The sequence below is a fragment of the Streptomyces sp. NPDC001599 genome, assembly GCF_042893535.1.
GTDB lineage: Bacteria > Actinomycetota > Actinomycetes > Streptomycetales > Streptomycetaceae > Streptomyces.
This window is the reverse complement of sequence record NZ_JBIAVA010000018.1, coordinates 83639-100758: the sequence shown is the minus strand read 5'-3', so window position 1 is coordinate 100758 and position 17120 is coordinate 83639. Positions and strand designations below refer to the sequence as shown.

Genomic DNA, 17120 nt, shown 5'->3' with positions numbered 1-17120 from the left:
CGGTCCAAGACACTCAGTGCGAAAACGTAAACCCTCGGACCATCGCTCGAATGGGTGATCCGTTTCACGCTCGGCGAGAGGCGGTCGGCCGCACGTGATGGGCTCGATAGCATCAAGCACCGGCCCGGACGGGGGACCGACAGCATCCCCTGAGCCGTGTCCGCCCTGGGATTCCCCGTCCGCCGGTCCGCGCAGCCGGAGGTGCCCATGAATGCGGAGGCCGTGAATCCAGCGAGCCCGGGACCCGTGCCGCCCGCGGCCACCGGTGCCGTCACGCCGGCGCCCCGCAGGAAGGCCCGCCCCCGGATCGACCTGCGCCGTCTCGGCCGGGCCGCGCTGCTCGGCTCCGCCACCCGCAGCCGGGGCCTGCCCGACGCCATCGGCCACGTCGTCGAGGCCCATCGCGCCCACCACCCCGACGCCGACCTCGACCCGCTGCGCCGCGCCTACGTCCTGGCCGAGTCCTCGCACCGCGGGCAGATGCGCAAGAGCGGCGAGCCGTACATCACCCACCCCCTCGCCGTCACCCTGATCCTCGCCGAACTGGGCGCGGAGACCACCACCCTGACCGCCTCGCTCCTCCACGACACCGTCGAGGACACCGAGGTGACACTCGATCAGGTCGGCGAGCAGTTCGGCGCCGAGGTCCGCTACCTCGTGGACGGCGTCACCAAGCTGGAGAAGGTCGACTACGGCGCCGCCGCCGAACCCGAGACCTTCCGCAAGATGCTCCTCGCCACCGGCAACGACGTCCGCGTGATGTCGATCAAACTCGCCGACCGGCTGCACAACATGCGCACCCTCGGCGTCATGCGCCGCGAGAAGCAGGAACGCATCGCCAAGGTCACCCGCGACGTCCTCATCCCGCTCGCCGAACGGCTGGGCGTCCAGGCGCTCAAGTCCGAGCTGGAGGACCTCGTCTTCGCGGTCATGCACCCCGAGGAGTACGCGCACACGCGGGAGCTGGTCCAGGAGAACGCCGCCCGCGCGGACGACCCGCTCGCCGCGGTCGCCGACGAGGTGCGGGGCGTGCTGCGCGAGGCGGACATCCAGGCCGAAGTCCTCATCCGCCCGCGCCACTTCGTCTCGGTGCACCGTGTCTCCCGCAAGCGCGGCACGCTCCGCGGCGCGGACTTCGGCCGCCTCCTGGTGCTCGTCCAGGAGGACGCCGACTGCTACGCCGTCCTCGGTGAGCTGCACACCTGCATGACGCCCGTCGTCTCGGAGTTCAAGGACTTCATCGCCGTTCCCAAGTTCAACCTCTACCAGTCGCTGCACACGGCGGTCGCCCGCGCGGAGGACGGCCAGGTCGTGGAAGTCCTCATCCGCACCCACCAGATGCACAAGGTCGCCGAGGCCGGTGTGGTCGCGCTCGGCAACCCGTACGCGCCTCCGTCGGAGGAGCAGAGCGCGGGCGACGGCGAGCGCGCCGACCCCACCCGACCCGGCTGGCTCTCCCGGCTGCTCGACTGGCAGCGCGGCGCCCCCGATCCCGACACCTTCTGGTCCACCCTCCGCGAGGACCTCGCCCAGGACCGCGAGATCACCGTCTTCCGCCCCGACGGCGGCACCCTCGGCCTCCCCGAGGGCGCGACCTGCGTCGACGCCGCCTACGCCCAGTACGGCGAGGACGCACACGCGACCATCGGCGCCCGGGTCAACGGGCGGCTGGCGCCCATGAGCACGGTGCTGCGGGACGGCGACACCGTGCAGCTCCTGATGGGCCAGGACGCCGCCTCCGAGCCCTCCAGGGAGTGGCTGGAGCACGCCCACACCCCCGCCGCGCGGATCGCCATCCAGCGCCGGCTCGCCGCCCACCCGGAAGCGGCGCCCGACGCGCAGGAGCCGCCCCGCGGACCCGCCGTACCCGAGCCCCACGCCCACCCGGACGCGCCGCGACCGGCCCCGGACGCCGCACCCGCCCGCCCCGCCGCCACCGACGTCCTCGTCGACCCGCCTGGCGCGAACGTACGACTGGCCGGCTGCTGCACCCCCGTACCGCCGGACGAGATCACCGGTTTCGCCGTGCGCGGAGGCGTGGTGACCGTGCACCGCGCCCAGTGCGCGGTGGTGGCGCGCATGAAGAGCGCCGGGCGCGCGGAGGTCGGTGTGCGCTGGGGCGAGAGCACCGGATGCCGGGTGACCCTTCTCGCCGAATCGTTCGGCCGCCCGCACCTCCTGGCCGACCTCACCGAAGCCATGGCCCTCGAAGGCGCCGAAATCGTCTCCGCGACCGTCGAACCCCCGGACCGCCAGCGGGTCCGGCACAGCTACACGGTCGTACTCCCGGACGCCGCCCGGCTGCCCGCGCTCATGCGCGCCATGCGCGACGTGGCCGGCGTCTACGACGTCAGCCGCGCCCAGCCGCAGCCGACCGGCGCCTGAACCGGCACGGCGTCCCGTGCCCGTCTGATCCGGCATGGCGTATCGCGCCGGTCCGATCCGCTACGGCGTAGCGCGCCCGTCTGATCCGTGCGCCGCGCCGAACCCGTTCGGGTGCCCCGGGCGCGCGCCGTCGCCGCCGGACACGCGCGCGCTGATAGCCGTGAGGGATGCTGCACACCCCTCACCCCCCGACTCCGCGACTTCGCGCCCGCTCCCGGCGCCGGCTCAGGGCCGCGGCGCTGCTCGCCTCCGCCGTCTCCGTCGGCCTGGTCGCCGCGAGCGCCCCGCCGACCCCGCTGGGCGTCGGCGACCGCCTCTTCCCGCAGCTGGGCAACCCCGGGTACGACGTGGCGGCGTACGACCTCTCCTTCACCTACTCCGGCAGCAACAGCGAGCCGCTGAAGGCCGTCACCACCATCGAGGCCCGGACGACCGCCGACCTGGACCGGATCAACCTCGACTTCGCCCACGGGAAGGTCGACTCCGTCGAGGTCGACGGAGAGCCCGCCGGGTTCGCCACCGCGGGCGAGGACCTCGTCGTGACGCCCGAGGACGCGCTCGACGAGGGCGACTGGACGCGGATCACCGTGCGGCACAGCAGCGACCCGGTGTATCCCGAGGACCGCCAGGGCGGCTGGGTGCGCACCGCCGACGGCCTCGCCATGGCCAACCAGGCGGACGTCGCCCACCTGGTGTTCCCCTGCAACGACCACCCCTCCGACAAGGCGCGGTTCACCTTCCACATCACCGCCCCCGACGGACTCACGGCCGTCGCCAACGGACTGCCGACCCGCGTGGACCGCACCGGCGGATCGACCACCTGGACCTACCGGAGCCCGCACCCCATGGCCACCGAGCTGGCCCAGGTGTCCATCGGCCGCTCCACGGTGCTGCACCGCGCCGGGCCGCACGGACTGCCCGTCCGGGACGTGGTGCCCACCGAGCACCGCGCGGCGCTCGAACCGTGGCTGGCGAAGACCCCCGGCCAGATCACATGGATGGAGCAGAAGGTCGGGCGCTACCCCTTCGAGACGTACGGCCTGCTCATGGCCGACGCCACCACCGGCTTCGAACTCGAGACCCAGACGCTCACCCTCTTCGAGCGGGAGCTGTTCACCGAGCCGGCCTACCCGAAGTGGTACGTCGAGTCGATCATGGTGCACGAGCTGGCCCATTCGTGGTTCGGCAACAGCGTCAGCCCGGCCACCTGGTCCGACCTGTGGCTCAACGAGGGACACGCCACCTGGTACGAGGCGCTGTACGCGGAGGAGACCGCGGACAAGCCCATGGCGGCCCGTATGAAAGCCGCCTACGGAGCCTCCGACCGCTGGCGTACGGCGGGCGGGCCCCCCGCCGCCCCCAAGCCGCCGAAGAACGGCAGCAAGACCGGGATCTTCCGCGCCAACGTCTACGACGGCGCCGCGCTCGTGCTCTACGCCCTGCGCCAGGAGATCGGCCGCTCCGCCTTCGAACGCGTCGAGCGTGCGTGGGTCGCCCGCAACCAGGACGGCACGGCGACGACCGCCGACTTCGTCCGGCTCGCCTCCGAGACCGCGGGCCGGGACCTTAGCGGCTTCTTCCAGGCCTGGCTGTACGGCGCGAAGACCCCGCCGATGCCCGGCCACCCGGACTGGAAGCAGAACCCCGTCGGGAAGGCCGCCGGGAAACAGCCCGCCAAGGCGTCCCGGAAGGCACACGGGGAATAAGCCGGTGACGAGACGGCCCGTGCCGTGCGACCATCTTCGGGACGGCGCGGTACGGGCCCCGGGAATCTCCCCGGTGGTTCGCACGTTGTACAGCATGTCGCGGCCCGTGCGCCGCGCCGACCCCTTCCCAGCTACGTAAGGATCCAATGACCTCCTCTTCTTCCCCCTCCCAGGACACCAAGCGTCTCGCGCAGACCTATCCCGAGGGCCTCCGGGCCGATGCCCTGATGGAAGAGGACGTCGCCTGGAACCGCGGAAACGACTCGCAGTGGGACGGCGAGCAGTTCGACCGCTCCGACCGCGCGGCCCTGCGGCGCGTGGCGGGCCTCTCCACCGAGCTCGAGGACGTCACCGAGGTCGAGTATCGCCAGCTCCGTCTGGAGCGGGTCGTCCTCGTGGGCGTCTGGACCTCGGGCACCGTGCAGGACGCGGAGAACTCACTGGCCGAGCTGGCCGCCCTCGCGGAGACGGCGGGCGCGCTCGTGCTCGACGGCGTCGTCCAGCGCCGCGACAAGCCCGACGCCGCCACCTACATCGGCTCCGGCAAGGCCGAGGAGCTGCGGGACGTCGTGCTCGACACGGGCGCGGACACCGTCATCTGCGACGGTGAGCTGAGCCCGGGGCAGCTGATCCACCTCGAGGACGTCGTCAAGGTCAAGGTCATCGACCGCACGGCCCTGATCCTGGACATCTTCGCCCAGCACGCCAAGTCCCGAGAGGGCAAGGCGCAGGTCGCGCTCGCGCAGATGCAGTACATGCTGCCGCGGCTGCGCGGCTGGGGCCAGTCGCTGTCCCGGCAGATGGGCGGCGGCAAGGGCGGCGGCCTCGCCACCCGTGGTCCCGGTGAGACCAAGATCGAGACGGACCGGCGCCGGATCCGCGAGAAGATGGCGAAGATGCGCCGGGAGATCGCGGAGATGAAGACCGGCCGCGAGATCAAGCGCCAGGAGCGCAAGCGCCACAAGGTGCCCTCCGTCGCCATCGCGGGCTACACCAACGCCGGCAAGTCCTCGCTGCTCAACCGCCTCACGGGCGCGGGCGTACTGGTCGAGAACGCCCTGTTCGCGACCCTCGACCCGACCGTGCGCCGGGCCGAGACCCCCAGCGGGCGGCTCTACACCCTGGCCGACACCGTCGGCTTCGTCCGGCACCTGCCGCACCACCTGGTCGAGGCGTTCCGCTCCACGATGGAGGAGGTCGGCGACTCCGACCTGATTCTCCACGTGGTCGACGGTTCGCACCCCGTCCCGGAGGAGCAGCTGGCCGCCGTGCGCGAGGTGATCAGGGACGTCGGCGCCACCGACGTACCCGAGATCGTCGTGATCAACAAGGCCGACATGGCCGACCCGCTGGTGCTCCAGCGACTGCTGCGGGTCGAGAAGCGGGCCATCGCCGTCTCGGCGCGCACCGGTCAGAACATCGACCAGCTGCTCGCCCTGATCGACAACGAGCTGCCGCGTCCCTCGGTCGAGATCGAGGCGCTCGTGCCGTACACCCACGGCAAGCTGGTGGCCCGTGCCCACGACGAGGGCGAGGTGATCTCCGAGGAGCACACCCCGGAGGGCACCCTGCTCAAGGTGCGGGTGCACGAGGAGCTGGCGGCGGAGTTCGCGCCGTACGTTCCGGCGCCGCTCGCCTGAGACCGCACGGCCGGACCGCAGGCCGACCGACCGAGGGCCCGTCCCCTGCCTCGGCAGGGGACGGGCCCTCGGTCATGTACGGGCCCATGTACGGGCCCATGTACGGGCCCATGTATGGATCCATGTATGGATCCACGTACGGATCACTGACCGCCGTACGTCTTGCTCATGTTCTGGTACATCGCCTCGGCCGACGGACCGAGCTGCGGTCCCGCCAGCCAGGTGTTCTCCAGCGGGCCGATCGAGGTGTTCGAGACCAGCTTGGTCTCGCCGTCCACCACCCGGAACCAGCCGCCGCCGGACGAGCCGCCGGTCATGGTGCAGCCGATGCGGTACATCGTCGGCAGCGACGCGCTCAGCGACAGCCGGCCGGGCCGGTCGACGCACTTGAACATCTCCAGGCCGTTGTACGGCGGTGCCGCCGGGTAGCCCCAGGCGCCCATGCTGGACACCTCCGTCGCCGACGGGGCGGAGAAGTCCACTTCCAGCGCGGCGCCGACCGTCTCCTCCAGGGACTTGCCGCCCTGCTCCGGCTTCACGTGCAGCACCGAGTAGTCGTACGCGGCCCCGTCGCCGCCGCTCTCCGAACCGCCCTTGATCCACTGGTCCGAGGTCGCCGCCCAGTCGGCCCACCAGGTGCCGTACGGGGCCATCTCGGTGGTCGTCGCGTTCGCCAGCTCCGCCTCGGACTTGCCGTAGTCGTTGTACGACGGGACGAAGGCGATGTTGCGGTACCAGCCGCCGCTGCCGCCCGCGTGCACGCAGTGGCCCGCCGTCCACACCAGGTTGGACTTCCCGGGGTGGTTCACGTCCTTGACCACCGTGCCGGAGCAGACCATCGAGCCCTCGGGGGAGTCGAAGAAGACCTTGCCCACCGGGGCGGCGTTCTCGTGGTAGGGCTTCTTCTCGGCCACGGCCTCGACGGGCGCCGGTTCCGGGTCGGTGGCGCCCTGGTCGGCGGCCGCGTCCTTGGTGGTGACGGTCTTGTCGGCCTCCTTCGCGGACTTCATCCGGTCCGGCTCCCACAGGCCCTCGATCACCGGGTTGACGAAGTCCTTGGCCTCACTGAGCCACTTGTCCTCGTCCCAGTTCTTCCAGCCGCCGTCCTTCCACTGGTCGACGTCGATGCCGTGCTCCTTGAGCCGGTTGGCGAGGCCGGCCGCCAGCCCGCCCTCGCCGCCACCGGTGTCTCCCGCGTCGGCGGCCCGGGAGGCGCCGCCGCCGGGCTCGGCGTCGGCCTCGTCCTGCGCCGATCCGCCGCAGGCGGTCGCGGTGAGCGTGAGCGCGGCGACCAGTCCGGCCGCGGCGAGTGCGGTGCGCCGCCCGCGCCGTGGCGCGGCGGACACAGGTGTGGAACGCATGGTGCGACGACCCCCGTTGAAACGTGTGAATGCGTGCATGTCTGTCAAGGAACGCACGGCGGGGTGCCGGGCTCGGGCCCGGCGCACCCCACCGTCCTCACTGGTCGGCGAACTTGCCGCTGACCGCGTCGAACACGCCCTTGGCCTGCTCGCCCAGGCGCGGACCCGCCAGCCAGCCGGCGGTCACCGGGCCGATCGAGGTGTTGGAGACCAGTGCGGGCTTGCCGTCGGAACCGGCGGCGACCCAGCCACCGCCGGACGAGCCGCCGGTCATGGTGCAGCCGATCCGGTACATCGTCGGGTCCGAGGCGTTGAGCGACAGCCGTCCGGGCTTGTCCTGGCACTGGTACAGCTTCTGGCCGTCGTACGGCGGCGCGGCCGGGTAACCGATCGCCTTCATGCTCTCGATCTCCGGCACGGCGGGCGCGTCGAAGTCGACCGGGAGCGCGGCGCCGACCGTTTCCTCCAGCGACTTGCCGCCGCTGCCCTTCTCCGGCGTCACATGGATCACGGCGAAGTCGTACGAGGCGCCGTCACCGCCGGTCGCCCCGCCCTGCTCGATCCACTGGTCCGAGGTCTGCGCCCAGTCGCCCCACCAGACGCCGTAGGGAGCGAGCTCCTCCTTGGTGGCGTTCTGCAGCTCCTCCACGGACTTGTCCGCGTCGTTGTACGAGGGGACGAAGGCGATGTTGCGGTACCAGCCGCCGCTCTTGCCCGCGTGCACGCAGTGACCGGCCGTCCAGACCATGTTGGACTTGCCGGGGTGGGCCGGGTCCTTCACGACCGTCGCCGAGCACACCATCGAACCCTTGGGGGAGTCGAAGAGGAGCTTGCCGGCCGTGGCGGCGTTGTCGTGGTACTTGGCCGGTACGGCCTCCGCCTCGACGGGTGCGGGCTCCGGGTCGGTGACGCCCTGGTCGCCGGAGATGTCGTTCTCGTCGACCTCCTGGTCCGGCTCCTCGGCGTCCCGCATCCGGTCCGGGTCCCACAGGCCCTCGATGATCGGGTTGACGAAGTCCTGCGCCTCGCGCAGCCAGTCGTCCTTGTTCCAGTTCTTCCAGGCGCCGTTCTTCCAGTCGTCGACGTCGATCCCGTGTTCCTTGAGCTTGTCCTTGATGTCGTCCGGGATCCGGATGCCGCCGTTGCCGTCGTCCGCGGCGGACGCGGAGGCCGAGGCGTCGCCGCCCGCCTCGGGGTCGCCGTCCTCGCACGCGGTGGCGGTGAGCGCGAGCGCCGAGACGAGCGCCACGGCGGCGGCCGCGGAGGAGGTTCCGCGCCGTCCGCGTCTGTTTCCGCGCGTGCTGAACGACGGCCGTATGGATCGCATGGTGTTGACTCCCCCTGCTGTGAACGAACGTGGTGCCGCGGCCGAACCGCCGAACGACGACGACCGGGAACGGCACCACACACTATGCGGTGGCTGTGGGGGAGTTCCGACGGAACGGCAACGGTTCGGATACAGCCGCCTGACCTGGCACGCGTCGCCCGCCGGACCGGACCGCCGGGTCGCGGAGCCGGAGCGGACCGGGAAACGCCCGCGGAAATCCCCGTCCCGGCAACGATCTTCAGACAGGCCGTAACCCCGTGAACGGTCCTCGGTTGGTAGCGGTGGGGGGCCCGCTGTCCGGACGCGGTCCCCCATGCCGGGAGCGCCCGGCACGTCGGGTCGTGTCCGGACTGCGGGAGGTCGACGAGCCGTGGCGGGGTCCCCGTACGGAGGGTGCACGGGCGCGGGCGGGAACGCCGGGCAAAGGGGCGCTCTGAGGCGCCAGACGGCGCGGGAACCGGCGGCACGTACCTACGCGCGCGCCCTCCCGGTCGTACCCGTCCGCGCCCGGGGACTCACCATCGAGGGTGCCGACGGCCGCCGTTACCTGGACTGCGTCTCCGGCGCGGGCACCCTGGCCCTGGGCCACAACCACCCCGTCGTCCTCGATGCGATCCGGACGGTCCTCGACTCCGGTGCGCCCTTGCACGTCATGGACCTCACCACGCCGGTCGAGGACGCCTTCGTCACCGAGCTGCTGCGCACCCTGCCGCCGGGACTCGCGGACCGCGCGCGCGTGCGGTTCTGCGGCCCGGCCGGCACGGACCCGGTCGACGCCGCCGTCGCGCTGGCCCGCGCCGCCACCGGACGGACCCGGGTGGTCACCGTCACCGATGCCCATGCCCATGCCCACACCCATGCCGACGCCGACGAGACGGTTCTCGACGACGACCGCGACGGCCGGCCGGGACGGGAGCGGCCTGCCGGTCTCCTCCTGGAACCGGTCCGGAGCGAGGCCGGGGTGCGTCCGGTGCCGGACGGCCTGGTGCGGCGCCTGCGGGCCCGCGCGGCCGACCGGGCCGTCCCGCTCATCGTCGACGAGACCGGGACGGGCGTCGGCCGGACCGGCGCCTACTGGGCCTTCGAACACAGCGGAGTCACGCCCGACGTGGTGGTCCTCGACAAGGCGATCGGCGGCAGCCTCCCCCTGGCCGTGCTGGTTCACCGCGAAGACCTGGGCGAACCGGACCGTACGGCCGGCGCCTTCCGCGGCAACCAACTGGCCCTGGCCGCGGGAGCCGCCACCCTCGCCCACGTCCGCGAGCACCGGCTCGCCGAACACGCCGCCACGCTGGGCGGCCGGATGCTGGCCGGACTGCGCGCCCTGGCCGCGGAGTTCCCGTGCGTCGGCGACGTGCGCGGGCGGGGCCTGATGGCCGGTGTCGAGCTGGTGGCGCCGGACAGGGCGCCCGACGTCCCCGCCCATGGCGCCCGCCCCGGTACCGCCGTCCGCCCCGGTACCCCCGCCGACCTCGCCACCGCCGTCCGCCGGGAGTGCCTGCGCCGCGGGCTGATCGTGGACATCACGGGCCCGCGCGCGAACGTCGTACGGCTGCTGCCCCCGCTCATCGTGACCGAGGAGCAGATGTCCGCCGTCCTCGACCGACTCGCCGACGCCGTACGGGCGGTGGACCGCGACCGCCCCGGCGGCCCCGTCCCGTTACGCGGGGAGCGCGCCCCGAGATGAGACCCCCCGGACACGGCACGCCAGGAGGACCCGCGTTGCACACCGACCCCGCCCCCGAACCGGCCCCCGCGGCCACCTCCGCACCCGGGACCCCGGCTGCTCCGGGGCCTGTTGCCGCTCCGGACGCCGCGCGCGACGCCGCTTCGGCGTCCGACGGACCGCCGGACGCCGCATCACGGCTTGCCCCGGCGCACGCCGCCCTCCCCGGGCCGCGGCCCGCGCCGCACACCCTTCGGTCCGCGGCCGACCCCCTGGACGACCTCGATCCCTGCGCCGCCGCCCAGGCCGCGGGCGCGGAGAACCTGATCCGCTGCTGGGTCCGGGAGGCCGACGTGTCCGCCCCCGACGACGGCGTACTCCACGTGCCGCTCCCGGCCTCCGGTACGGCGCTCGTCGTTCCCGTCCGCTACTGGTCGCCGACCGGGGCACACCGCTTCGGCCCCCCGCGGCTTTCCGGTTCCCCCGCGTCGGCACCGCCCGTGGACGCGGTCACGCTCGCCGCGCTGCTCGTGCGCGAGACGGCCGGGGCCCGGGGGCCGGACGGTCCCGACCTCGTCGCGCGCGTGGCCGACTCCGTCCGCCGCACCGCCGTCTTCCTCCGGGACCGTGCCGGTCCAGGAGAACGCGGCGGACCCGACCTCTTCCTCGCCGCCGAACAGGCGCTGCTCCTCGGGCACCCGCTGCATCCCACCCCGAAGAGCCGGGAGGGCCTCACCGAGGACGAGGCACGCCGGTACTCGCCGGAGCTGGGCGGCTCCTTCCCGCTGCACTGGCTGGCCATCGCCCCCGCCGTACTCGGCACCGACTCGGCCTGGACCGAGCGCGGCCGCCCGGTCACCGCGCCCGCGCTCACCGCACGGCTCGCGGCGGACGGCCCGGCGGCACCGGAGGGGTACGCCCTCCTGCCTCTGCACCCGTGGCAGTTCCGCGCGGTGCTGCACCGGCCGGACGTCGCCGCCCTCCTGGACTCCGGGCTGGTCAGGGACCTCGGCGCCCGGGGGCCGGCGTGGCATCCCACGTCCTCCGTGCGCACCGTCCACCGTGGCGGCGCCCCCGCCATGCTCAAGCTCTCGCTGGGCCTGCACATCACCAACTCCCGCAGGGACAACCTCCGCAAGGAGCTCCATCGCGGCGTCGAGGTGCACCGCCTGCTGCGCCGCGGCCTGTCCCGCCAGTGGCAGGCGGCCCACCCGGACTTCGACATCGTCCGCGACCCGGCCTGGCTCGCCGTCGACGGACCCGACGGCGCGCCCGTGCGCGGGCTCGACGTGGTCGTCCGGCACAACCCCTTCCGGCCCTCGGACGACGTCAGCTGCGTGGCCTCCCTCGTGTCACCGCGGCCGCACACCCGGCTGGCCGAGCTGGTCACCCGGCTCGCCGGGCGGACCGGCCGTCCGCGCGGGGCGGTCGCCGTCGAGTGGTTCCTGCGCTACCTCCACCACGTCGTACGCCCCGTCCTGTGGTTGGACGCCCGCGCGGGGATCGCCCTGGAGGCGCACCAGCAGAACACGCTCGTCCTGCTGGACGCCGACGGCTGGCCCGCGGGCGGCCGCTACCGCGACAACCAGGGCTACTACTTCCGCGAGTCCCGGCGTGCGGAACTAGACGCCAGGCTCCCCGGGATCGGCGCACACAGCGACACGTTCGTGGCCGACGCCGTCATCGACGAGCGCTTCGCCTACTACCTCGCCGTCAACAACGTGTTCGGTCTCATCGGCACCTTCGGCTCCGAGCGTCTCGCCCCGGAGGGCACGCTGCTCGCGGCCTTCCGCCGCTTCCTCGGCGAGCTGGACTCGGGCCCCGACCCCCAGGGCGGCCCGCTCCCCGCCCACCTCCTGGACTCACCCGTGCTGCGCTGCAAGGCGAACCTGCTGACCCGGCTGCACGGCCTCGACGAACTCGTCGGCCCGGTGGACACCCAGTCCGTCTACGTCACCATCGCCAACCCCCTGCATGCCTGAGCGGGCCGCCCTCCCGAAGGAGCGACACTGTGAATCCCACCGACGCGAGCGCCGACGACACCCTGGACCTGCATGTGCCCGAGGAGTTCGTCGCCCTGTTCCGGACCGCGGTGAACGACCCCGCGGAAGCGGCGACGGCACGCGCGCGTGAGGACCTGCCCGCGCCTGCGGACCTGCGCGCGCGTGCCGACCTCCTCGACGGCATCGCCGACTGGGGGCCGAGCGACACCCCCGCCGGAGTCTTCCACCTGGTCCCCGTCGACCCGGAACGGGACGTCGCGCTCATCGCCCGCTGGATGAACGACCCCGCCGTCGCGGCGTACTGGAAACTGACCGGACCGCAGAGCGTGACCGCGGACCATCTACGGGCCCAGCTGACCGGCGACGGGCGCAGCGTCCCGTGCGTCGGGACGCTGGACGGGGTGCCGATGAGCTACTGGGAGATCTACCGCGCCGACCTCGATCCGCTGGCCCGGTACTGCCCGGTCCGGCCTCACGACACCGGCGTGCACGTGCTGATCGGCGACGGCACCCACCGCGGGCGGGGCCTCGGAACCGAGCTGATCGGGGCCGTCGCCGAACTCGTCCTCGCGAAGCGCCCCGCCTGCACGCGCGTGCTCGCCGAACCCGACGTCCGCAACAGGCCGTCCGTCGCGGCGTTCCTCGGCGCCGGGTTCCGGCCGACGGGGGAGGTGGAGCTGCCCGCCAAGCGCGCCGTCCTCATGATCCGGACACGGGAGGCCTGGGAACAGTCGCCGTGAAGCGCGGCGCCCGCCGTCCCGCCCCCGTTTCGCCGCCCAGGAGCCCCCTTGCCCCGCCTGTCCCCACAGTCACTCACGCCGCTCGCCCCCGCCTTGCCGACCCGTTTGTCAGTCCCGGGCCGTAGGGTGGTCGCGCTATGACGAAGCCCTCACTCCCCGAACTCCTGCACGCCGCCGTCACCGCCGTCGGCGGCACGGAGCGTCCCGGCCAGGTGGCCATGGCCGAAGCCGTCGAGGACGCCATCGACGGCGGCTCCCATCTGCTGGTCCAGGCCGGCACCGGCACCGGAAAGTCGCTGGGGTACCTGGTGCCCGCGCTGGCGCACGGGGAGCGCGTGGTCGTGGCCACGGCGACCCTGGCCCTGCAGCGCCAGCTGGTCGAGCGGGACCTGCCCCGCACGGTCGACGCGCTCCACCCGCAGCTGCGCCGCCGCCCCGAGTTCGCGATGCTCAAGGGCCGGTCGAACTACCTGTGCCTGCACCGGCTGCACGAGGGCGTCCCGCAGGACGAGGAGGACGGCCTCTTCGACCAGTTCGAGGCCGCCGCCCCCACCAGCAAGCTGGGCCAGGACCTGCTGCGGATGCGCGACTGGGCGGACGAGACCGAGACCGGCGACCGCGACGACCTGACGCCCGGAGTCTCCGACCGTGCCTGGGCTCAGGTGTCCGTGTCCTCCAGGGAATGCCTGGGCGCCACGAAGTGTGCCTACGGCGCCGAGTGCTTCGCCGAGTCCGCCCGTGAGCGTGCCAAGCTCTCCGACGTCGTCGTCACCAACCACGCGCTGCTCGCGATCGACGCCATCGAGGGGGCGCCCGTCCTGCCGCAGCACGAGGTGCTGATCGTCGACGAGGCGCACGAGCTGGTCTCCCGGGTCACCGGAGTCGCCACCGGCGAGCTGACCCCCGGCCAGGTCAACCGTGCGGTGCGCCGCGCCGCGAAGCTGGTGAACGAGAAGGCCGCCGACCAGCTCCAGACCGCCGCGGAGGGCTTCGAGCGGCTGATGGAGCTGGCGCTGCCGGGCCGCCTCGAGGAGATCCCGGAGGACCTGGGCTACGCCCTGATGGCGCTGCGGGACGCCTGTCGCACGGTCATCTCGGCGATCGGGACCACGCGCGACAAGTCCGTGCAGGACGAGGACGCGGTCCGCAAGCAGGCGCTGGCCTCCGTGGAGTCCGTGCACGACGTGGCGGAGCGGATCACGAACGGCTCCGAGTGGGATGTCGTCTGGTACGAACGCCACGACCGGTTCGGTGCCTCGCTGCGGGTCGCTCCGATGTCCGTCTCCGGTCTGCTGCGGGAGAAGCTCTTCACCGACCGCTCGGTGGTCCTGACCTCCGCGACCCTGAAGCTGGGAGGCGACTTCAACGGCGTCGGGGCGTCCCTCGGCCTCGCACCCGAGGGCACCGAGGGCGACGACGTGCCCCAGTGGAAGGGTGTCGACGTGGGCTCGCCCTTCGACTACCGCAAGCAGGGCATCCTCTACGTCGCCAAGCACCTGGCCCGGCCCGCGCGGGACGGCGACCGCGGCGACATGCTGGACGAGCTGACCGAGCTGATCCAGGCGGCGGGCGGTCGCACCCTGGGGCTGTTCTCCTCGATGCGCGCGGCCCAGCTGGCCGCCGAGGAGCTGCGCTCCCAAATCCCGGAGTACCCGATCCTGCTCCAGGGCGAGGAGACCCTCGGGGAGCTGATCAAGAACTTCGCGGCCGATCCGCGGACCTGCCTCTTCGGCACCTTGTCCCTGTGGCAGGGCGTAGACGTGCCCGGGCCCAGCTGCCAGCTGGTCGTCATGGACAAGATCCCGTTCCCGCGTCCGGACGACCCTCTGATGAGCGCCCGCCAGAAGGCGGTGGAGGAGGCGGGGGGCAACGGCTTCATGGCGGTCGCCGCCACCCACGCCGCGCTGCTCATGGCCCAGGGCGCGGGTCGGCTGGTCCGCGCGTCGGGCGACCGCGGGGTGGTCGCCGTACTGGACCAACGGCTGGCGACGGCCCGGTACGGCAGCTATCTGAAGGCGTCCCTGCCCGACTTCTGGTTCACCACGGACCGCAACCAGGTCCGCAAGTCACTCGCCGCCATCGACGCGAAGGCCAGGCAGACCGAGGGCTCCGAGCAAGCCGAGCAAGCCGAGCAGACCGAGGGCGACTGACGCGGCCGCGTGCCGGGGTGGCCGTGCGCCCGGCACGGCCGGTCCCCGAACAGCGCTGGGCCCCGGAACCGGCGCAGAGGTCCCGGGGCCCGGTCGGGTCGGCGGGGCGCTGTCGCGCGTACCCGCCCGCCGTGGCGCTCAGACGCGACGCAGTACGGCCACCACCTTGCCGAGGATGGTCGCGTCGTCACCGGGAATCGGCTCGTACGCCGAGTTGTGCGGGAGGAGCCAGACGTGGCCGTCCTCGCGCTTGAAGCGCTTGACGGTGGCCTCGCCGTCGAGCATCGCGGCCACGATGTCGCCGTTCTCCGCGACCGGCTGGCGGCGGACCGTGACCCAGTCGCCGTCGCAGATCGCGGCCTCGATCATCGAGTCGCCGACGACCTTCAGGACGAACAGCTCGCCGTCGCCGACCAGCTGCCGGGGGAGCGGGAAGACGTCCTCGACGGACTCCTCGGCCAGGATCGGGCCACCGGCGGCGATACGGCCGACCAGCGGGACGTACGAGGCGGCCGGCTTTCCGGCGGTGTCCGTGGGCTGCACGGAGGCGGCCTGGTCGGAGCCGCGCACCTCGTAGGCACGCGGGCGGTGCGGGTCCCGGCGCAGGAAGCCCTTGCGCTCCAGTGCCATCAGCTGGTGCGCCACGGACGAGGTGCTGGAGAGGCCGACGGCCTGGCCGATCTCCCGCATCGACGGCGGGTACCCGCGCCGCTGCACGGAGTCGCGGATGACCTCGATCACCCGGCGCTGGCGGTCGGTGAGCCCCGAGCTGTCCGCCCGGATGCCGGGAGGTCGTCCTGGCAGGGAGCGCTTGTGCCCCTCGGGATTCGCGGCGTCGCTCATCGCGTGCACCGGCTCAGGTCGGCCCTGGGGGCGTTCCTGGGCAGTGATGGTGGCACTGTCGGCGGTGGTGGTCACGTCGGCCCCTCTCGATGGTCTCCCTGCTGCACAACGGTAGTAGCTTTCGAAAGGTTGCGCCAAACACACGTTCGAGTGAAAAAACGCGAATCGCTCGCTCGTCTTGCATGTCTGGGTGTATGGCTACCGTGGCGCCTGGCGGACAAAAGGGCTCATTGCTGTACTCTTCACCGCCGTGGTGACAACCTCCGGGATGTCGCCCCAGTCTGCCATCCGGCATCCCGTTCGACGGGGCGGGGCTCCCATCTGTTGCGGTAGTCCCACGTCCCCTCCCCGTGGTGCCCACGGTATCTCCGCATGCTCCGGGCGGCACGAGCCCGACACGGCTGCGACACGCCCGGGCGACGGCTGGGCGCAAGTGACGCGGCGCGGGTGGCCGCGCACACACAGGCGCGACACGCGTGCAGGGCGTGTATGTATGAGCCAATCCCCACATCTAGTGGTTGGATAGCGAGAGCAGCCCACAAGTTGTGGTCCCCCGGGTCTTCGAGCCCGCCGCGATCGCCTATGCTGGGGGCTGCTTCGAGGGGCCTGAAGGGCCTTTCGAGGCTGTTGAGTCTGCTGTGAGGAGGGTTCGGAGTCCATGCACTGCCCCTTCTGCAGGCACCCCGACAGCCGTGTCGTCGACAGTCGTACGACCGACGACGGCACGTCGATCCGCAGGCGCCGCCAGTGCCCTGACTGCTCCCGTCGGTTCACGACCGTGGAGACGTGCTCGCTCATGGTGGTGAAGCGGTCCGGGGTCACCGAACCGTTCAGCCGCACCAAGGTGATCAACGGTGTGCGCAAGGCCTGTCAGGGCCGGCCCGTCACCGAGGACGCGCTCGCGCAGCTCGGCCAGCGGGTCGAGGAGGCGGTGCGGGCCACCGGAAGCGCCGAGCTGACCACCCACGACGTGGGACTGGCCATCCTCGGACCGTTGCAGGAACTCGATCTCGTCGCCTATCTGCGATTCGCCTCGGTCTACCGGGCGTTCGACTCGCTCGAGGACTTCGAGGCCGCGATCGCGGAACTGAGGGAGACGACGGGGTACCCCGGCGAGGACGACGACACCGGCACGGGGAGCCAGGAGAACGACCGCGGGTCCACGGGGGCAGGACAGGTCCCCGAGCCCGCACGCGCCGCCGACTGATCGGCGGGCCGGACCCGGACTTCGGCGCCCGGGCCCGGCCGGACGGCGGCGAGCGAACAAGACCTGTTGCGGGCGGTGCGAGAGATGCCCGC

General features: G+C 72.6%; 11 protein-coding genes. 8 read left to right on the top strand and 3 right to left on the bottom strand.

Annotation, left to right across the window (positions count from 1 at the left end; all coding sequences use genetic code 11):
• The first annotated feature begins 207 nt into the window (after positions 1 to 207).
• From ACFYZ3_RS32885 to hflX, 3 genes are all read left to right on the top strand, one after another.
• Positions 208 to 2385: a RelA/SpoT family protein gene (locus tag ACFYZ3_RS32885; RefSeq protein ID WP_388525457.1), complete on the top strand. Its 2178-nt coding sequence runs from the start codon at positions 208 to 210 to the stop codon at positions 2383 to 2385.
• 167 nt (positions 2386 to 2552) lie between these two features.
• Positions 2553 to 4091 carry a M1 family metallopeptidase gene (locus ACFYZ3_RS32880; RefSeq protein WP_388525454.1) on the top strand — a complete coding sequence of 513 codons (1539 nt, stop codon included), beginning with the start codon at positions 2553 to 2555 and terminating at the stop codon, positions 4089 to 4091.
• 146 nt (positions 4092 to 4237) lie between these two features.
• Positions 4238 to 5731, top strand: coding sequence for a GTPase HflX (gene hflX / locus ACFYZ3_RS32875; protein ID WP_388525451.1), 1494 nt, complete (start codon positions 4238 to 4240; stop codon positions 5729 to 5731).
• A gap of 143 nt (positions 5732 to 5874) precedes the next feature.
• On the opposite strand, the gene ACFYZ3_RS32870 is transcribed toward hflX, so the two are convergent.
• Positions 5875 to 7092 (bottom strand): trypsin-like serine peptidase, encoded by a 1218-nt coding sequence (locus tag ACFYZ3_RS32870; protein ID WP_388525448.1) that lies wholly within the window; start codon positions 7090 to 7092, stop codon positions 5875 to 5877.
• 97 nt (positions 7093 to 7189) lie between these two features.
• Entirely contained in the window at positions 7190 to 8419 is a 1230-nt protein-coding gene (locus tag ACFYZ3_RS32865; protein ID WP_388525445.1) for a trypsin-like serine peptidase, read from the bottom strand.
• 313 nt (positions 8420 to 8732) lie between these two features.
• Between ACFYZ3_RS32865 and ACFYZ3_RS32860 the strand changes: the two genes are divergently transcribed.
• The 4 genes from ACFYZ3_RS32860 (at position 8733) to ACFYZ3_RS32845 (ending at position 14978) form a co-directional block, all read left to right on the top strand.
• Positions 8733 to 10106 carry an aminotransferase class III-fold pyridoxal phosphate-dependent enzyme gene (locus ACFYZ3_RS32860; protein ID WP_388525442.1) on the top strand — a complete coding sequence of 458 codons (1374 nt, stop codon included), beginning with the start codon at positions 8733 to 8735 and terminating at the stop codon, positions 10104 to 10106.
• Positions 10103 to 12067: an IucA/IucC family protein gene (locus ACFYZ3_RS32855; RefSeq protein ID WP_388525439.1), complete on the top strand. Its 1965-nt coding sequence runs from the start codon at positions 10103 to 10105 to the stop codon at positions 12065 to 12067. The genes ACFYZ3_RS32860 and ACFYZ3_RS32855 overlap by 4 nt, the downstream gene beginning before the upstream one ends.
• A 29-nt stretch (positions 12068 to 12096) precedes the next feature.
• Complete coding sequence (locus ACFYZ3_RS32850) at positions 12097 to 12828, top strand: GNAT family N-acetyltransferase (protein WP_388525435.1); 732 nt, start codon at positions 12097 to 12099, stop codon at positions 12826 to 12828.
• A 137-nt stretch (positions 12829 to 12965) separates the two neighbouring features.
• Complete coding sequence (locus ACFYZ3_RS32845; RefSeq protein WP_388525432.1) at positions 12966 to 14978, top strand: ATP-dependent DNA helicase; 2013 nt, start codon at positions 12966 to 12968, stop codon at positions 14976 to 14978.
• A 138-nt stretch (positions 14979 to 15116) separates the two neighbouring features.
• Here ACFYZ3_RS32845 and lexA read toward each other — a convergent pair whose 3' ends face one another.
• Positions 15117 to 15896, bottom strand: a complete 780-nt coding sequence (gene lexA, locus ACFYZ3_RS32840; RefSeq protein WP_003973219.1) for a transcriptional repressor LexA — start codon at positions 15894 to 15896, stop codon at positions 15117 to 15119.
• Positions 15897 to 16479: 583 nt separating this feature from the next.
• On the opposite strand from lexA, the gene nrdR reads away from it, so the two are divergent.
• On the top strand, positions 16480 to 17028 hold the full coding sequence (gene nrdR / locus ACFYZ3_RS32835) for a transcriptional regulator NrdR (RefSeq protein WP_388525429.1): 549 nt from the start codon (positions 16480 to 16482) through the stop codon (positions 17026 to 17028).
• The last annotated feature ends 92 nt before the right edge of the window (positions 17029 to 17120 follow it).